The following is a 17348-nucleotide window of genomic DNA, read 5'->3' as shown; positions in this document are numbered from 1 at the left end:
TCCAGCAGGTCGAGCACCGCGATCGAGGCCCCCGCGATCGCCGGCGCCAGCGTGTTCGAGAACAGGTAGGGCCGCGAGCGCTGGCGCAGCAGCTCGATCACCGCCTTCGGCCCGGCCGTGAAGCCGCCGCTGGCGCCGCCCAGGGCCTTGCCGAAGGTGCCGGTGATGAGGTCCACCTGCGAACGGCCATCGACCAGCAGGCCGCGATGCTCGTGCGTACCGCGGCCAGTGGCGCCCATGAAACCGCTGGCATGGCATTCGTCGATCGCCAGCAGCGCGCCGTACTGGTCGCACAGCCGGCGCATCACGTCGAGCTGCGCGGTGGTGCCGTCCATCGAGAACACGCCGTCGGTGAACACCAGGATGAAGCGCGCACCGCCGGTCCGGGCCTGCTGCAGCTGCGCCTCGAGGTCGGCCATGTCGTTGTGCTGGTAGCGCAGGCGCTGCGCCTTGCACAGGCGGATGCCGTCGATGATGGAGGCATGGTTCAGCGCGTCGCTGATCACCGCATCCTGCTCGCCCAGCAGCGGCTCGAACAGGCCGCCGTTGGCGTCGAAGGCCGCGGCGTACAGGATGGCGTCCTCGCAGCCGACAAAGCGCGCGATGCGCTGCTCCAGCGTCTTGTGGATGTCCTGGGTGCCGCAGATGAAGCGCACCGAGCTCATCCCGAAACCGTGGCTGCGCAGGGCCTCGTGTGCGGCTTCGATCACCTGCGGATGCGAGGACAGGCCGAGGTAGTTGTTGGCGCACAGGTTGATGAGCTCGCGGCCATCGGCCAGTCGCACCTGGGCCCCCTGCGGGCTGGTGATCACGCGTTCGGACTTGAACAGGCCCGCGTCGCGCAGGGCGTCGAGCTCGCCGTTGGCGAAGGAGACCAGGGCTTGGGCGGCGGCAGATGGGCTCATGGCGTGCTGTGCAGTATGATGAATATTCGTTCAGTTCGAGATATCGAACGAGCGGGCAGTATATCGAACAACCCACAGGACGCAAGCCCTTGGCCTCCGCCCCCCCTTTGCCGATCGCCGAGCCGCCCCGTGTCGGCGACCTGCTGGCCGCGCTGCGCGAACAGCATGGCCTGTCGCTGGACGAACTGTCGCGCCGCGCCGGCGTGTCGAAGTCGATGTTGTCGCAGATCGAGCGCGCGCAGGCCAATCCCACGGTGGCCGTGGTGTGGCGGCTGGCCAATGCGCTGGGCGTGCCGATCGGCGAGCTGCTGTCCAGCCCGACCCGTGCCGAACCGCCAGCCATCGCCCACGTGCAGGCGCACGGCACGCCGGCGCTGCACAGCCCCGACGGCCACTGCACGCTGCGCATCCTGGGGCCGGTGGAACTGGCGGGCCGCTTCGAGTGGTACGACCTGGCGATGCAGCCCGGCGGCGTGCTCGATTCGCAGCCGCACGAGCCCGGCACGATGGAGCACCTGAGCGTGATGTCCGGCAGCCTCGAGGTGCGCAGCGCCGACCAGCGCCTGCGCCTGAAGGCGGGCGAGACCGCGCGCTACCCGGCCGACGTGCCGCATGCCATCCACAACCCGGGCCGTTCGGCCGCCAGCGCCGTGCTGGTGGTGATGAGCGGCGAGTAGTCCTCCACGCGGCGGCCGCCCGCGCGGCCGCCGGATCAGTGGACAGCCGGGCCGCCGCTGGGCACCATGCGGGTTGGCCAGGGAAGTCGTTGGGCAGCATGCATTCAGACAGGACCGAACAGGGCGCGGTGGCCGGTGTGGCCAGCATCGACCGGCTGGCCGATGCCATCGACCTGCCGATCGGCCGCTGGGACGCACAAAGCCGGCTTGTCTACTGCAACGGCCCCTACCTCGGCTGGTCCAAGCGCCGGTTCGAGCAACTGCAGGGCCGCACCCTGGCCGAGCTCTATGGCGACACCGCCTGGGCGGCCGCGCGCAACGCCTTCGCCGCCGCCTTCTCCGGCCGCAGCACCAGCTATGAACGCCGGCTCACGCACCTGGGCGCGGCAGCGCGCTGGGCCCGCATCCAGGTCTTCCCCGACCGCAATCCCGAGGGCGTGATCGAAGGCGTCTACACCGTCGCCTTCGACATCCACGACGACGTGCTGCGCAACGAAGCCGCCAATGCGGCGCGGCGCCGGCTGCAGCGCTTCACCGAGAACATCCCCTGCCCGCTGACCTACGTCGACCGGCAGTTCGTCGTGCGCTTCGTCAACAAGGCCTACACCGAGGTGGTGGGGCAGAGCAAGGAAGCGCTGCTCGGCCGCTCGATCGCCGACATCCGCGGCCCCGCGCGCTGGGCCGAGCACCAGCCCTACTACGAGCGTGCACTGGCCGGCGAGCAGTGCCAGTACACCCGGCTGGTGAAGGACTACGCAGGCGGCCCGCGCTGGCTGCGCACCAGCTACGAGCCCGACTACGACGACGAGGGCCAGGTGGCCGGCGTCTACACGCTGACCATCGATGTGCACGACCTCACCGTCGCGCAGGAACGCTTGCGCCGCCGCATCGAACGCGACGAACTGACCGACGCCTTCAGCCGCCGGACGCTGATGGACCACCTCGATGCCGCGGTCGCACGCGCCGGCGATCAACCGGTGGCGCTGTTCTTCGTCGACCTCGACGGCTTCAAGGCCGTGAACGACGTGCTCGGGCACGCCGAGGGCGACCGCCTGCTGGTCACGGTGGCCAAGGCCCTGCAGCAGGCCGTGCGGGCCGACGATGCGGTGGGCCGCTTTGGCGGCGATGAATTCCTGGTGCTGGCCCAGGTGCGCGACGTCGCCGGTGGCGAGGTGATGGCCCAGCACCTGCTCAGCGCCGTGCGCGAGGCCTGTGCCGGTCTGGCGTTGCCCACCGAGGTCACCGCCTCGATCGGCTTCGCGCTGGCGCCGGCCGATGCCAAGCAGCCGCTGCGCCTGCTGCAGCTGGCCGACGACGCGATGTACGCGGCCAAGCGCCAGGGCAAGAACCGCGTCATGCACGGGCAGGACGACAGCGGCGGCTGAGGCGCGGCACCCGGGCGCTTCGACGAGCGCCCGACCCGAGGCCCTGCGGCACAATCCCGGGCACGATGAGCCTGGTCTTCCCGCACACCTTCGTCCCGTGGTTCCGCGCGGTCGCGCCGTACATCCACATGTACCACGGCAAGACCTTCGTCGTCGGCATGGCCGGCGAGCTGGTCGCGGCGGGTCGCCTCAACGCGTTCGTGCAGGACCTGGCCATCCTGCATGCGATGGGCATCAAGCTGGTACTGGTGCATGGCTTCCGGCCGCAGGTCAATGAACAGCTCGCCGCCAAGGGCCATGCGTCGCGCTACCACGCCGGCACGCGCATCACCGACGCGGTGACGCTCGATTGCGCGCAGGAGGCCGCCGGCCAGCTGCGCTTCGAGATCGAGGCCGCCTTCTCGCAAGGCCTGCCGAACACGCCGATGGCCAATGCCGCGGTGCGCGTGGTGTCGGGCAACTTCCTCACCGCACGGCCGGTGGGCATCGTCGATGGCATCGACTTCATGCATTCGGGTGTCGTGCGCCGGGTCGATGCCGCGGCCATCCGCCGCGCGATCGACAGTGGCGCGCTGGTGCTGCTCAGCCCCTTCGGCTTCTCGCCGACCGGCGAAGCGTTCAACCTGTCGATGGAAGAAGTGGCCACCGCCACCGCGGTGGCGATGCAGGCCGACAAGCTGCTGTTCCTGACCGAGATCCCCGGCATCCAGGAAGACCAGAACGACCCCGACAGCCCGATCGACACCGAACTCGCGCTGGCCGATGCCAAGCGCCTGCTCACCGCGCTGCCGGCGCCCGAAAGGCCCACCGACCTGGGCTTCTACCTGCGGCATTGCGTGAAGGCCTGCGAAGGCGGCGTCGAGCGCTCGCACATCCTGCCCTTCGGCGTCGACGGCGCGATCCTGCAGGAGGTGTTCACGCACGACGGCATCGGCACCATGGTGGTCGACGAGAAGCTGGAGTCGGTGCACGAGGCCTCGGCAGACGATGTCGGCGGCATCCTGCAGCTGATCGAGCCCTTCGAGCGTGATGGCACCCTGGTGCGCCGCGAGCGCACCGAGATCGAACGCGACGTCGCCAACTACACGGTGATCGAACACGACGGCGTGATCTTCGGTTGCGCCGCGCTGTACCCCTACCCCGAGGCGCGCACCGCCGAGATGGCGGCGCTCACCGTCTCGCCGCAGGTCCAGGGCCAGGGCGATGGGGAACGGCTGTTGAAGCGCATCGAGCAGCGCGCCCGTTCGCTAGGGCTGGACAGCATCTTCGTGCTGACCACGCGCACGATGCACTGGTTCATCAAGCGCGGCTTCGTGCAGGTCGACCCCGACTGGCTGCCCGATGCCCGCAAACGCAAATACAACTGGGACCGGCGTTCGCAGGTCCTGGTCAAGAAACTGGCTTAGCAAGGAGTTTGGATATGGCCCGCACCGTGAATTGCGTATACCTGAAGAAGGAAGCCGAAGGCCTGGATTTCCCGATGTACCCGGGCGAATTGGGCAAGCGCATCTTCGACAATGTCAGCAAGGAAGCCTGGGCGGCCTGGATGAAGCACCAGACCATGCTGGTGAATGAAAACCGCCTCAACCTCGCCGACCAGCGCGCGCGGCAATACCTGGCGCGGCAGATGGAACGATTCTTCTTCGGCGAAGGGGCCGATCAGCCGGCGGGTTATGTCCCGCCCTCGGCGTGACCCCCCGAGAGGTACGCCTGCGTCCGTGCAAACCACAACGGCGGGGTATCCCGCCGCTTCTATACTCCGGCGGCATTTTCAAGAGGACCGGAGGCATGGAATGACATCGCTGCAGGACTTGCTGGCCCAGCGCGCCGAGATTGAAAAGAAGATTGCAGAAGCCCAGCGCGAGGAGCGCGCGGCCGCCATCGCCAAGGTGCGCACCCTGATGGCCGAATATGGCCTCACCGCCGCCGATATCGCCGGCAAGAATATCGCCCCGAAACCTTCCAAGGCCGCCGGCAGCAAGGTCGCGCCGAAATACCGCAACGCCGCCACCGGCGACACCTGGTCGGGCCGCGGGCTGCAACCGAAGTGGCTCAAGGCGGCACTGGCCGAAGGCCGCAGGCTCGAAGACTTCGCCGTCTGAGGCGCCTGGCCGGGCGCACGACATGCCCTCGATCAGGGGGCGCCCGAACATGTGCCGCTGTCCGCTGGCTGCCTCCACCGGGGCTAGCATCGACAGATTGCCTGCGCTTCAATCGTCCCTGCCTTGCTGCGATCCCCCCTTCCTGACCTGCCGCCCGCGGCACGAACCGTCCTGCACTGGGCCTGGCGCTCGCTGCTGGTCGTGCTGGCCTTCGGCCTGACGAGCCGCCTGGCCCTGTGGCTGCCGGGCGGCTCGCCCGCCCTGGCCGCGGTGTGGCCACCGACCGGCATCGCGCTGGCTGTGCTGTTGCGATGGGGCACGCCCTACGTGCCGGCAGTGGTGCTGGCCAACCTCGTCGTGGCATGGGGCGCCGGCGCCAAGCCCTGGGCGGCGCTTGGCATTGCCCTGGGCAGCACCGGCGGTGCCTGGCTGGCCGCACGCTGGATGGCACGCGCCGGCTTCAACCGACGCCTGGAGCAACGGCGCGATCTCGGCCTGCTGATCGGCGCCGGCGCTGGCGCCGGCACCCTGCTGAGCGCAGCCAACGGCGCGATCTGGCTGGCCGCGAGCGGGCGCATCACCGGGCTGGACCTGCCGATCGTCTGGTTCCAGTGGTGGGTGAGCGAGACACTGGGCCTGCTGCTCACCGGCGTGCCCCTGCTGTGCTTCGGCGCCCGCAGCTGGTCGCGCGCCTTCGCCGGACGCCACCGCTACACCACGCTGGGGCTGCTGCTGGGCAGCCTGGCGGCTGCGGGGCTGGGCATGGTCGGCCCCGCCTGGCTGGGTACGGGCGCGCTGGCCTGGTGGGTGCTGCCGCCCGTGCTGCTGTGCTGGCTGGCCATGCGCAGCGGCCTGGCCCTGGCCTCCGGCGGCGTGCTCGCGCTGGCCGCCGGCCTGTTGCTGGCCACCGGTGCCGGCATCGGCCCGTTTGCGGCCGGCATGGCCAGCGCGCCAGTCAACAGCCCGCCAATCCTGCTCTGGGCCTACCTCACCGCGCTGCTCGGCCTGGTGCTCCTGCCGCATGTGCTGATCGGTGAACTGGCGCGCCTCGAAGAGCGCTGGCAGCTCGCGCTCGATGGCTCCGACCTTGGCGTGGCCGACTGGGACCTGCGCACCGGTGATGGCTTCACGTCGCCGCGCTGGCGCGCGCTGATGGACGACCCGGGCGGCACGCAAACCAACACCATCGAACGCTGGCTGGCGCGGGTGCACCCGGACGAACGCGCGACGCTGCGCAGCGCGTTGGCCTCGGTCGACAGCCCGCAAGGATCCGGCCTGCGCCACGAGGCCCGCGTGCGGGTGCGCGACGGCTGGTGCTGGTTCGACGTGCATGTGATCGTCATCGAGCGCGATGCCGACGGCGCGCCGCAGCGCGTGGTGGCTTCGCTGTCCGACATCGGTGCGCGGCGCAGCGCGGAAGACCGGCAGCAGCTCTCGTCCAACCTCTTCATGCACCTGCACGAGGGCCTGCTGATCACCGACGCGGAGTTCCGCGTGATCGACGCGAACCCCACCTACTCGCAGATCACCGGCGTGCCGCGCGAGGAACTGCTGGGCACCGTGCCTTCGCTGTTGAAGCCTGCCGCACCCGACCCCATCAGCCGCCAGCAGCAGGCCAGCCTGTGGGCCGCGCTGCGCAGCACCGGCAACTGGGTGGGCGAACTGGTCGAGCGCCGGCGCGGCGGCGAGCCCTGTGCGCTGCATGTCACCGTCTCCACCGTGCATGGCCCCGACGGCGCACTGCGCTACCACGTCATCGTCGTCAGCGACGTCACCGAGCAGCGCCTGCAGCGCGAGCGGCTCGAGCGCCAGGCCAACTTCGACGAACTCACCCGCCTGCCGAACCGCGCACGCCTGAGCCAGCTGCTGGCCGACGCGATGGTCTCGACCGACCGCGAGGGCTACCTGATGGCGGTGTGCTACCTCGACCTCGACCACTTCAAGGCCATCAACGAGCGCTTCGGCCACCAGGCCGGCGACCGGCTGCTGGCCGAGCTGGCGCTGCGGCTGCGCACGGCGCTGCGCGCCCGCGGCACGGTGTGGTCGGACGTGGCCGCGCGCCTGGGTGGCGACGAGTTCGCGCTGCTGCTGCGCGCCGGCACGGTGGAAGAGGCGCGCGCGGCAGTCGAGCGGGTGCTGCGCGTGGTGTCGCAGCCGATCACGATCGCGCCGGACGTCGACCCGATCGCCGTCACCGCCAGCGTTGGCGCGACGATCTATCCGCTGGACAGCAGCGATGCCGACACCCTGCTGCGCCATGCCGACCATGCGATGTACGGCGCCAAGCAGTCGGGCCGCAACGGCTACCTGTTCTTCGACACCGAGCACAGCCGCCGCGCCGAAGAGCGCGTGATCGCGATCGGCCGCGTCCAGGATGCGCTGGACCGCAACGAGCTGACGCTGTATTTCCAGCCCAAGGTCGACCTGAAGCGCGGCGTGGTGCTGGGCTTCGAGGCGCTGCTGCGCTGGAACCATCCCGAACACGGCCTGGTGCCGCCGGCGCAGTTCCTGCCGCTGATCGAGCACACCGGCCTGTCGGCCCGCATCGGCGACCATGTGCTGGCCAAGGCGCTGGACCAGCTCGACGCCTGGACCACCGCCGGGCTGGACCTGACGGTCAGCGTCAACATCTCGGCCCGACACCTGCAGGAGCCCGACTTTGCGCAGCGCCTGGCCGAGTTGCTGGCCCGCCATGCGCGGCCGCTGGGTCCGAAGCTCGAGCTGGAAGTGCTGGAGACCGCAGCGCTCACCGACATCGGCTTCACGTCGTCGCTGCTCGAGCGCTGCGCGCGGCTTGGCGTGCGTTGGGCGCTGGACGACTTCGGCACCGGCTATTCCACCCTCACCTACCTGAAGCGCTTGCCGGTGCAGGTGCTGAAGATCGACCGCTCCTTCGTGCTGAACATGCTGACCGACGCACAGGACCGTGCCATCGTCGAAGGCGTGATCAGCCTGGCGCGTACCTTCGATTGCATCGCGGTGGCCGAGGGCGTGGAATCGCCGGCACAGGCCCGCATGCTGCTGGACATGGGCTGCGAGGTCGGCCAGGGCGCCGGCATCGCATCGCCAATGCCGGCCAGCGACGTGGCCGGCTGGGTACGCGAATGGCGCGGGTTGTTCGCGCTCAGCGCGACGGCCGGCGGCGCAGTCGGCACGCCCGTCGCGCCGGTCACGCGCTCGCAGGGCCTGGAGTAGCTGCAGGCCGCAGCCCTGGGGCCAGCGGCCCCGGGCGTTCTCGCTAGACTGCCGACGTGCTGCCCCAAGGCTTCATCCAGGACCTGCTCGCCCGCGTCGACGTCGTCGAGGTGGTGGGGCGCCATGTCGAGCTGAAGAAGGCCGGCATCAACCACAAGGGCCTGTGCCCCTTCCACGGCGAGAAGACGCCCAGCTTCATCGTCAGCCCCTCGCGGCAGACCTACCACTGTTTCGGCTGCGGCGCCCATGGGGACGCGATCCGTTTCCTCACCGAGCACGGCGGCCTGGGCTTCATGGACGCCGTGCGCGAACTGGCGCAGCAGGTCGGCCTGCAGGTGCCGGAAGACTCCGCCAGCCCGGAGGACCGCGCCCGCGCCGCGCAGGAGCGCGAGCAGCGCGTGGCGCTGAGCGATGTGCTGGCCCGTGCCGGCGAGCACTACAAGAAATCGCTGAAGTCCAGCCCGCGCGCGATCGACTACCTGAAACGCCGCGGTCTCAGCGGCCAGATCGCCGCGCGCTTCGGCCTGGGCTATGCGCCGGAGGGCTGGCGCACCCTGGCCAGCGTCTTTCCGCGTTATGACGATCCACAACTGATCGAATCCGGCCTGGTGATCCTGCAGGGCGCCGATGAAGGCGTGAGCGAAGCCGAGCAGAAGCGCTACGACCGCTTCCGCGACCGGATCATGTTCCCGATCCGCTCGGTGCGCGGCGAGGTCATCGGCTTCGGCGGCCGCGTGCTGGATCAGGGCGAGCCAAAGTACCTGAATTCGCCCGAAACCCCGGTCTTCCACAAGGGCCAGGAGCTTTATGGCCTGTTCGAGGCGCGCCAGGCACTGCGCGAGAAGGGCTACGCACTGGTCGTCGAAGGCTATATGGACGTGGTGGCGCTGGCGCAATGGGGCTTTCCGAACGCGGTCGCGACGCTCGGCACCGCCTGCACCGCGGACCATGTCGCCAAGCTGTTCCGCTTCACCGACTCGGTCGTCTTCAGCTTCGATGGCGACGCGGCCGGCCGGCGCGCCGCGGCACGCGCGCTGGAAGCGGCGCTGCCCCATGCGACCGATCTGCGCACCATCCGCTTCCTGTTCCTGCCCGCCGAGCACGACCCCGACTCGTACGTGCGCGAGCTGGGGCCCGAGGCCTTCGAGCAGGCAGTGGCACGGGCCGTGCCGCTGTCCGAGCAGCTGCTGGTGCATGCCGCCGCGGACTGCGACCTGGCCACCGCAGAAGGCCGCTCGAAGATGCTGAGCCAGGCCCAGCCGCTGATTGCGCTGATGCCCGAGGGCCTACTGCGCGAGCAACTGGTGGCCGAGCTGGCACAGCGCGGCGGCGTGGCACTCGAAGTGCTGGGCGCGCACTGGGCGCGCCGCGCCGAACGCCAGGCGGCACGCCGCCAGCACGACGAGACCCCGGCGGCACCGGGCCGCGGCGCAGCCCCGCGCGCCCGCGCGATGTCCGGAATGCGTGCACCGCCGCAAACGGCGACGCTGCTCGACCGCGCCGCCTGGCTGCTGGCCCGGCACGCCGGCGTGTGGCTGCAGCTGTCGGCCGACGATCACGAGTTCCTGGCCAGCCAGCCGGCCCCCTATGCCGGGTTCTTCGCCGCACTCGAGCGGGTGCTGCACGACCATGGCCCGATGGCGGTCAACGCCCTGCTCGACGAACTGGCGCGTGACGCCGATGCCGATGCGTTGCGGCCATTGCTGGAGCGGCTGCGCAGCTTCCACGAGGTCGATGACGAAGATGCCCCGGCCCTCATCGCCTCGGTGCTGCACCGGCTGCGACAGCGGGCGGTGGATGACGAGCTTCAGTGGCTGATCGAGTCAGGTGAGCTGTCGGAAGCGGCCACCGAACGACGCAACGCACTGTTCGCGCTGCGTGCCGAGATGAAGAACGGCATGTCCCGGTCGGCCACAACATAGCCGGACTTTGACGATTGAACTGTTCTCGCCGATAATATTCGATTGGTTGCATCGGCAAGAGTGGCGGCAGCACCTCCGGGCCCCGGCCACCCGCGAAACGGGTACGCATAGCGATAAGGCCACCCTCACCCGCAAGGGCTGCAAAGCACAGACGTCCACGCGAACTTGCCCGGCCGAACCGTATCCACCACGCCTGGGGGTCCCCGGGGGCGTTGCCGCATGCATTGGCAGCAGCGCCCGGCGGCGCGTTGCGCTGCCTGTTGATGAATCGGGCTCGGCGCCCATATTTCGATCATCCGCGCAAGGAACCGCATGAACGCCAAGAAGACCGACGCCTCCGCCCACACCCCTGCTCCCGCCCCTGTTGCCGCGCCGGCCAAGGGCAAGGGTGGCAAGGCGGCGGTCGATGAGGCCGCCAAGGCCACCGCCCGCAAGCCCTCCGCTGCCGCCACCGCCCCCGCCAAGCCGGCCGCCAAGGCAGCCGCCCCGGCCAAGCCCGCGGCCAAGACCGAACCCAAGGCTGGCACGAAGGCCGCGGCCAAGACCGGCAAGGCCGGCAAGGGCAAGGAAGCCCCGAAGGCCGAAGAGGAAGACCTGAGCGATATCGAGGCCGAGTTCAGCGGCGAGCCCGAGGTCGAGGCCGTCGAGGAAGCGAGCGGCGAAGCCGAAGCCAAGGCCAAGCCGCTGCGCATGAAGGTTTCGCGAGCGAAGGAACGCGCGCTGATGCGCGAGTTCGGCCTCGACGAAACCACGCTGACCGAAGAAGAAGTCGCCAAGCGCCGCCTGGAGCTGAAGACGCTCATCAAGATGGGCAAGACGCGTGGCTTCCTCACGCACCAGGAAATCAACGACCACCTGCCCGAGAAGCTGGTCGAGAACGAAATCCTCGAGGCCATCGTCTCGATGCTCAACGACATGGGCATCGCGGTCTATGAGCAGGCACCCGACGCCGCCACGCTGCTGATCGCCGGCGGCTCGACCACCACGGCCACCGAAGAGGAAGCCGAAGAGGCCGCCGAAGCCGCGCTGTCGACGGTCGATTCCGAATTCGGCCGCACCACCGACCCGGTGCGCATGTACATGCGCGAGATGGGTTCGGTCGAACTGCTGACGCGTGAGGGCGAGATCGAGATCGCCAAGCGCATCGAAGGCGGCCTGCAATCGATGATGCAGGCCATCTCGGCATCGCCCAAGACCATCGCCGAGATCCTGGCGATGGCCGACCGCATCGCGGCTGGCGAAATGCAGATCTCCGAGGTGGTCGACGGGTTTGTCTCGGACGACGAGGCCGATGACTACGTGGCCGAGGAAGACTTCGACGAGTTCGACGAGGAAGACGACGACGACGGCCAGGGCGGCAGCAAGGCGCTGACCAAGAAGCTCGAGGAGCTGAAGGCCCAGGCGCTCGAGAAGTTCGACACCGTGCGCGCGCATTTCGACAAGATGCGCAAGGCCTTCGAGAAGGACGGCTACAACTCGCCGGCCTATGCCAAGGCGCAGCAGGTGCTGACCGAAGACCTGATGACGATCCGCTTCACGGTCAAGACCATCGAGCGCCTGTGCGACGTGCTGCGCTCGCAGGTCGACGACGTGCGTCGCTTCGAGCGCGAGATCCGCAAGATCGTGGTCGACCGCTGCGGCATGCCGCAGGAACACTTCATCAAGACCTTCCCGCCCAACATCCTGAACCTGAAGTGGGCGGAGAAGGAAGTCCATGCCGCCAAGAACTACAGCGCGGTGCTCGGGCGCAATCTGCCGGCCGTCCAGGAACTGCAGCAGAAGCTGATCGACCTGCAGCAGCATGCGGTCGTGCCACTGGATGACCTGAAGGAAATCAACCGCAAGATGAACGCAGGCGAGAAGGCCAGCCGCGACGCGAAGAAGGAAATGATCGAGGCCAACCTGCGCCTGGTGATCTCGATCGCGAAGAAGTACACCAACCGCGGCCTGCAGTTCCTCGACCTCATCCAGGAAGGCAACATCGGCCTGATGAAGGCGGTGGACAAGTTCGAATACCGCCGCGGCTACAAGTTCTCGACCTACGCCACGTGGTGGATCCGCCAAGCCATCACGCGCTCGATCGCCGACCAGGCGCGCACCATCCGCATCCCGGTGCACATGATCGAGACCATCAACAAGATGAACCGCATCTCGCGCCAGCACCTGCAGGAGTTCGGCTTCGAGCCCGACGCGCCGACGCTGGCCGAGAAGATGGAGATCCCCGAGGACAAGATCCGCAAGATCATGAAGATCGCCAAGGAGCCGATCTCCATGGAGACGCCGATCGGCGACGACGACGACTCGCACCTGGGCGACTTCATCGAGGACACCAACAACACCGCGCCGATCGAAGCCGCGATGCAGGCCGGCCTGCGCGATGTGGTGAAGGACATCCTCGATTCGCTCACCCCGCGCGAGGCCAAGGTGCTGCGCATGCGCTTCGGCATCGAGATGAGCACGGACCACACGCTGGAAGAAGTGGGCAAGCAGTTCGACGTCACGCGCGAACGCATCCGCCAGATCGAAGCCAAGGCCATCCGCAAGCTGAAGCACCCGAGCCGTTCGGACAAGTTGCGCACCTACCTCGACAACCTCTGAGCCACTGGCGACAGCGTGTCAACGGCCTCCCCGGCGTAATCCGGGGGGGCCGTTCCCATTCGAGGCCCCGAACGAAGCGTTTAAACTCGTGATCTATGACGCGCATTTCCGAGCGCACCGTCCTGTTCGCCGATCTGCGTGGCAGCACTTCGCTGTACGAAGTGCTCGGCAACGCCGAGGCCACTTCCGTCGTCACCCATACGGTGGCCACGGTGGCGCGCGCGGTGCCGGCCTGTGGTGGCCAAGTCATCAAGACCCTGGGTGACGGCCTCATGGCCGTGTTCGACGATTCGGCCCAGGGCATGCTCGCCGCGCAGCAGATGCACGAGGACCTCGATCACCTCGTGAGCCGTGGCCGTGAGCGCGGCGCATCCCCCGGCCTGCGTGGCCTGCGATTGCAGGTGGCGCTGGCGCGAGGCGAAGTGGTCGAGATGGCCGGCGATTGCTATGGCGATGCAGTCAACGTTGCCGCACGCCTGCTGGACCATGCCGGCGACAACGAAACGCTGGTCACGGCCCAGGTGCTGGCGGGACTGCCCTTGGCCGCACAGAAGCGCTTTCGCAACCTCGACTGGATGCACCTGCGCGGCCGCGCCGAGCCGGTGCAGGTGCATGTGCTCGGGGGCCGCCGCGGCATCGACACCGCGGCCACGCAGTTCGGGCAGGTGCTGCACACGGTGGAGCCCGAAGCGGTGCGCCTGGTGTGGCACTCGGTCAACGAGGTCTACGACGGCGAGCACATGCCGGTCGTGCTGGGTCGCAGCCCGCAGGCGCACTTTCGGGTCGACGATTCGCGGGTTTCGCGCTCCCATGCGCGGCTCGATTGGCATGGCGGCGTGTTCCAGCTCACCGACCTCAGCTACAACGGTACCTACGTGCGCTTCAGCAATGCCGACGAGATGGTGAGCCTGCGTCGCGGCAGTTGCACGCTGCACGGCAGCGGCGTCATCGGCCTCGGCGGTTCGCCGTCCGACCCGGCCGCGCCCACCGTGCGGTTCGAGGTGCTGTCCTTCCTCGACACCGTGCCACACCCGTCCTGACGTGCCCGACGCCGCGAATCCCGCCTGGCGCGTGCTGTACGTCGAAGACGACCGCGTCGCCGTCCTGCTGTTCAGCGAGGCGCTGCGCGAGATGCCCGGCCTGTCGCTCGAAGTGGCCGAGACCGGCGCCGAGGCCTTGCAGATCGCCGCGCAGTGGCAACCCGACGCGCTGGTGCTGGATGCCAACCTGCCGGACACCACGGCCGTCGCACTGCTGCCCAGGCTGCGCGCCCTGCCCGGCCTGACCCATACGCCGGCGTTCCTGTGCTCGGCGGACAGCCTGCTCTGCAGTGACCCCGCCGTCATGGCCGCCAACTTCACAAGTTATTGGCTAAAGCCGGTGCAGCCTGAACGCTGGCGCGCCGACCTGGCCGCCTGCCTGCCCCCGCGATGAGATTCGCTGCTGAACCCCGCTACAGCCACGGCAGCAGCGAGCGCTGTGCCGTGCTGCTGGTGAACCTGGGCACGCCCGATGCGCCAACGCCGTCGGCACTGCGCCGCTACCTGCTGGAGTTCCTGTGGGATCCGCGCGTCGTCGAGATCCCGCGACCGCTGTGGTGGCTGATCCTGCACGGCGTCATCCTGCGCACCCGGCCGCGCCAATCGGCCGCGAAGTACGCGTCCATCTGGACCGCGGAAGGCTCGCCCTTGCTGCACTGGTCGGAACGGCAGGCCCGGCGACTGCAGGGCGACCTGGGCGAGCGTGGCCACCAGGTGCCGGTGCGCTGCGCCATGCGCTACGGGCAGCCATCGATCGCCAGCGCGCTCGATGCGCTGAAAGCCGAGGGCGCCACCCATGTCCTGGTGCTGCCGCTATACCCGCAGTACGCCGCGGCCACGACCGCCAGTGCCTTCGACGCGGTCTACGCCTGGGCCGCGCGCTCGCGGCGGCTGCCCGAACTGCGCTTCGTCAACCACTACCACGACGACCCCGGCTACATCGATGCGCTGGCTGCCAGCATCGCCGCGCACTGGCAGCGTGAGGGTCGTGGCCGCAAGCTGCTGATGAGCTTCCACGGCCTGCCGGCACGCAGCCTGACCCTCGGCGACCCGTATCACTGCGAATGCCACAAGACCGCGCGCCTGGTCGCGCAGCGGCTGCAACTGCCGGAGGAAGACTGCATCGTCAGTTTCCAGAGCCGGCTCGGCCGCGCGCAGTGGCTGCAGCCCTACACCGAGCCCACGCTCCGCGCGCTGGCCCAGCAGGGCGTCGACCACATCGACGTGGTCTGCCCCGGCTTCGCCGCGGACAACCTCGAGACACTGGAGGAAATCGCGATCGAGGGACGTGACGCCTTCCTGCAGGCAGGCGGCCGGCGTTTCAGCTACATCCCGTGCCTGAACGACGGGGATCGCTGGATCCGGGCCCTGGCCGACATCACCGAACGCCACCTGCAGGGGTGGCCGACCGGGCCGCAGCAGGATGCGGCCGATCGCGCGACCCAGCGCCAGCGCGCCCTGGCGCGCGGCGCCAGCGACTGAAGTACGCGCGGCCTCAGGCCGCCGCGCGCCCCAGTTGCTCGCGCGCGTGGCGCCGACGCCGCCAGGCCATCACGCGCGGCATCACCAGGACCGCCAACACGACGACGAGCAGCGCTGCCGACATCGGCCGCTCGAGGAACACGCTCCACTTGCCCTCGCCGATCGACAGTGCGTTGCGCATCTGCGCCTCGGCCAGCGGCCCGAGGATCATGCCGACCACGACCGGCGCCGTCGGAAACGAGAAGCGCCGCATCACCAGGCCCAGCAGGCCGATCGCATACAGCAGCACCAGATCGAAAGCCGACTGGCGCATGCCATACACGCCCACCGTCGCGAAGATCAGGATGCCGGCATACAGCTGCGGCTTCGGCACCTTCAGCAACTTGACCCACAGCCCCACCAGCGGCAGGTTCAGGACCAGCAGCATCACATTGCCGATGTACAGCGAGGCGATCAGCGCCCACACCAGCGCAGCGTTCTTGTCGAACAGCTGCGGACCGGGCTGAATGCCGTAGTTCTGGAACGCGCCGAGCAGGATGGCGGTGGTGTTCGAGGTCGGAATGCCGAGGGTCAGCAATGGGATCAGCGTCGCGGTGATGGCCGCGTTGTTCGCCGCTTCGGGGCCGGCGACTCCTTCGATCGCGCCGGTGGTGCCGAACTCGTCCCTGTGCTTTGACAGCTTCTTCTCGGCGGCATAGCTCAGGAAGGTGGGGATTTCGCTGCCACCCGCCGGGATGCAGCCGAACGGGATGCCAATGGCCGTGGCCCGCAGCCACGCCGGCCAGGAGCGGCGCCACTCCTGCGCCGTCATGTGCACCTTGGTCAGCTTGTTCTGCGTCTCGACCTCGCCGCCTTGGTACAGCACCGCATAAAGTGCCTCGGCCACGGCGAACAGGCCCACCGCGATCAACACCACCTCCAGGCCGTCCATCAGCTCCGGCACCCCGGCGGTGTAGCGCGCCTGGCCCGAGATCTGATCGATGCCGACGAGGCCCATCGCCAGACCGATGAACAGCGAGGTCAGCCCGCGCAGCGTGCTCTGGCCGAGCACCGCGCTCACGGTGCAGAAGGCCAGCACCATCAGCATGAAGTACTCGGGCGGCCCGAGCTTTACCGCGAAGGCAGCGACGGCCGGCGCGAACAGCGTGACCAGCACGGTGGCGATGGTGCCCGCGACGAAGGAGCCGATCGCCGCGGTGGCCAGCGCCGCACCGGCGCGGCCGCTCTTGGCCATCTTGTTGCCTTCCATCGCGGTGACCATCGAGCCGGCTTCGCCCGGCGTGTTCAGCAGGATCGAGGTGGTCGAGCCGCCGTACATCGCCCCGTAGTAGATACCGGCGAAGAAGATCATCGAGGCGGTCGGATCCACCTTCAGCGTGATCGGCAGCAGCATGGCCACCGCGGTGGCCGGCCCGATGCCGGGCAGCACGCCCACCGCCGTGCCGATGGTGCAGCCCAACAGCGCCCAGAGCAGGTTGATCGGCGTGCCCGCGGTGACGAAGCCCTGCAGCAGTTGAGACCAGATATCGCCCATCACAGCCACCCCGAGTTCGTCAGCCCCGGCAGGTTGATCGCCAGCGCCTGCGTGAACATCCAATACACCGGCGCCGAGATCAGAATGCCTACCGCCAGATCGATGGCCCACGCCTTCGCACTGAGATCAAGCCGTCCATCGGACGACTTGAAGCCGCGTACGGCCAGCACGAAGCACAGCGCGCAGCTGAGGATGAAGCCGATGGTCGTGATCAGCGCCGCATTGAGCAGGATGCCCGCCGACACCCAGGCGAAGCCCGGCCAGTGGCCGTGCTCATTGCCGTCGGGCTCCTCCATGGCGCGAAAGCCACCGCTGCGGGCTTCCCACAGCAGGAAGCCACCGCACAGCGCCATGAAGGCGGCCACCAGCCAGGGCAGGAAGTTCGGGCCGACGCCCGAATAGCCGGCCTCGCTGGAAATGCCGATCGCCCCGGCACCCAGCAAGGCGCCCACGCCCAGCACGCCCACGCCGATCAGCGTCTGCGCTGTCTTGCTCATTGACTCCTCCT

General features: G+C 68.8%; 14 protein-coding genes. 11 read left to right on the top strand and 3 right to left on the bottom strand.

Features of this window, described 5'->3' with window-relative positions; all coding sequences use genetic code 11:
* The coding region (gene kbl, locus ACILR4_RS16075; RefSeq protein ID WP_395701859.1) for a glycine C-acetyltransferase at positions 1-905 on the bottom strand (905 nt) is incomplete at its 3' end.
* A gap of 89 nt (positions 906-994) precedes the next feature.
* Here kbl and ACILR4_RS16070 point away from each other — a divergent pair.
* From ACILR4_RS16070 to hemH, 11 genes are all read left to right on the top strand, one after another.
* Complete coding sequence (locus ACILR4_RS16070; protein ID WP_395701858.1) at positions 995-1582, top strand: helix-turn-helix domain-containing protein; 588 nt, start codon at positions 995-997, stop codon at positions 1580-1582.
* Between the two features lie 98 nt (positions 1583-1680).
* Positions 1681-2967 (top strand): diguanylate cyclase domain-containing protein, encoded by a 1287-nt coding sequence (locus tag ACILR4_RS16065; protein ID WP_395701857.1) that lies wholly within the window; start codon positions 1681-1683, stop codon positions 2965-2967.
* A gap of 65 nt (positions 2968-3032) precedes the next feature.
* Positions 3033-4373, top strand: a complete 1341-nt coding sequence (gene argA / locus ACILR4_RS16060) for an amino-acid N-acetyltransferase (RefSeq protein ID WP_395701856.1) — start codon at positions 3033-3035, stop codon at positions 4371-4373.
* A gap of 14 nt (positions 4374-4387) precedes the next feature.
* On the top strand, positions 4388-4660 hold the full coding sequence (locus tag ACILR4_RS16055; protein WP_395701855.1) for an oxidative damage protection protein: 273 nt from the start codon (positions 4388-4390) through the stop codon (positions 4658-4660).
* A 100-nt stretch (positions 4661-4760) separates the two neighbouring features.
* Positions 4761-5069, top strand: coding sequence for an H-NS family nucleoid-associated regulatory protein (locus ACILR4_RS16050; RefSeq protein WP_395701854.1), 309 nt, complete (start codon positions 4761-4763; stop codon positions 5067-5069).
* 123 nt (positions 5070-5192) lie between these two features.
* Positions 5193-8264 (top strand): EAL domain-containing protein, encoded by a 3072-nt coding sequence (locus ACILR4_RS16045; protein ID WP_395701853.1) that lies wholly within the window; start codon positions 5193-5195, stop codon positions 8262-8264.
* 56 nt (positions 8265-8320) lie between these two features.
* Complete coding sequence (gene dnaG / locus ACILR4_RS16040; RefSeq protein WP_395701852.1) at positions 8321-10186, top strand: DNA primase; 1866 nt, start codon at positions 8321-8323, stop codon at positions 10184-10186.
* Positions 10187-10498: 312 nt separating this feature from the next.
* On the top strand, positions 10499-12784 hold the full coding sequence (gene rpoD, locus ACILR4_RS16035; protein ID WP_395701851.1) for an RNA polymerase sigma factor RpoD: 2286 nt from the start codon (positions 10499-10501) through the stop codon (positions 12782-12784).
* A gap of 95 nt (positions 12785-12879) precedes the next feature.
* The gene (locus ACILR4_RS16030; protein WP_395701850.1) at positions 12880-13824 is read left to right on the top strand and encodes an FHA domain-containing protein; all 945 of its coding nucleotides are present in this window, start codon (positions 12880-12882) and stop codon (positions 13822-13824) included.
* A gap of 1 nt (position 13825) precedes the next feature.
* Positions 13826-14218, top strand: coding sequence for a response regulator (locus ACILR4_RS16025; RefSeq protein WP_395701849.1), 393 nt, complete (start codon positions 13826-13828; stop codon positions 14216-14218).
* Entirely contained in the window at positions 14215-15306 is a 1092-nt protein-coding gene (hemH, locus tag ACILR4_RS16020) for a ferrochelatase (protein WP_395701848.1), read from the top strand. The genes ACILR4_RS16025 and hemH overlap by 4 nt, the downstream gene beginning before the upstream one ends.
* Positions 15307-15319: 13 nt before the next feature.
* Here the strand turns inward: hemH and ACILR4_RS16015 are convergent, their stop codons facing one another.
* Entirely contained in the window at positions 15320-16840 is a 1521-nt protein-coding gene (locus ACILR4_RS16015) for a tripartite tricarboxylate transporter permease (protein WP_395701847.1), read from the bottom strand.
* Positions 16840-17337 (bottom strand): tripartite tricarboxylate transporter TctB family protein, encoded by a 498-nt coding sequence (locus tag ACILR4_RS16010; RefSeq protein WP_395701846.1) that lies wholly within the window; start codon positions 17335-17337, stop codon positions 16840-16842. The genes ACILR4_RS16015 and ACILR4_RS16010 overlap by 1 nt, the downstream gene beginning before the upstream one ends.
* Positions 17338-17348 lie beyond the last annotated feature (11 nt).

The organism is Aquabacterium sp., assembly GCF_044226965.1.
In the GTDB taxonomy this organism is placed as follows: domain Bacteria; phylum Pseudomonadota; class Gammaproteobacteria; order Burkholderiales; family Burkholderiaceae_C; genus Pseudaquabacterium.
This window is presented reverse-complemented; position numbering and strand designations above follow the sequence as displayed.

Coding starts and splice junctions, on each gene's coding strand:
- ACILR4_RS16065 (WP_395701857.1), top strand. CDS start 1,681: ATGCATTCAGACAGGACCGAACAGGGCGCGGTGGCCGGTGTGGCCAGC.
- argA (WP_395701856.1), top strand. CDS start 3,033: ATGAGCCTGGTCTTCCCGCACACCTTCGTCCCGTGGTTCCGCGCGGTC.
- ACILR4_RS16055 (WP_395701855.1), top strand. CDS start 4,388: ATGGCCCGCACCGTGAATTGCGTATACCTGAAGAAGGAAGCCGAAGGC.
- ACILR4_RS16050 (WP_395701854.1), top strand. CDS start 4,761: ATGACATCGCTGCAGGACTTGCTGGCCCAGCGCGCCGAGATTGAAAAG.
- rpoD (WP_395701851.1), top strand. CDS start 10,499: ATGAACGCCAAGAAGACCGACGCCTCCGCCCACACCCCTGCTCCCGCC.
- ACILR4_RS16030 (WP_395701850.1), top strand. CDS start 12,880: ATGACGCGCATTTCCGAGCGCACCGTCCTGTTCGCCGATCTGCGTGGC.
- hemH (WP_395701848.1), top strand. CDS start 14,215: ATGAGATTCGCTGCTGAACCCCGCTACAGCCACGGCAGCAGCGAGCGC.
- ACILR4_RS16015 (WP_395701847.1), bottom strand. CDS start 16,840: ATGGGCGATATCTGGTCTCAACTGCTGCAGGGCTTCGTCACCGCGGGC.
- ACILR4_RS16010 (WP_395701846.1), bottom strand. CDS start 17,337: ATGAGCAAGACAGCGCAGACGCTGATCGGCGTGGGCGTGCTGGGCGTG.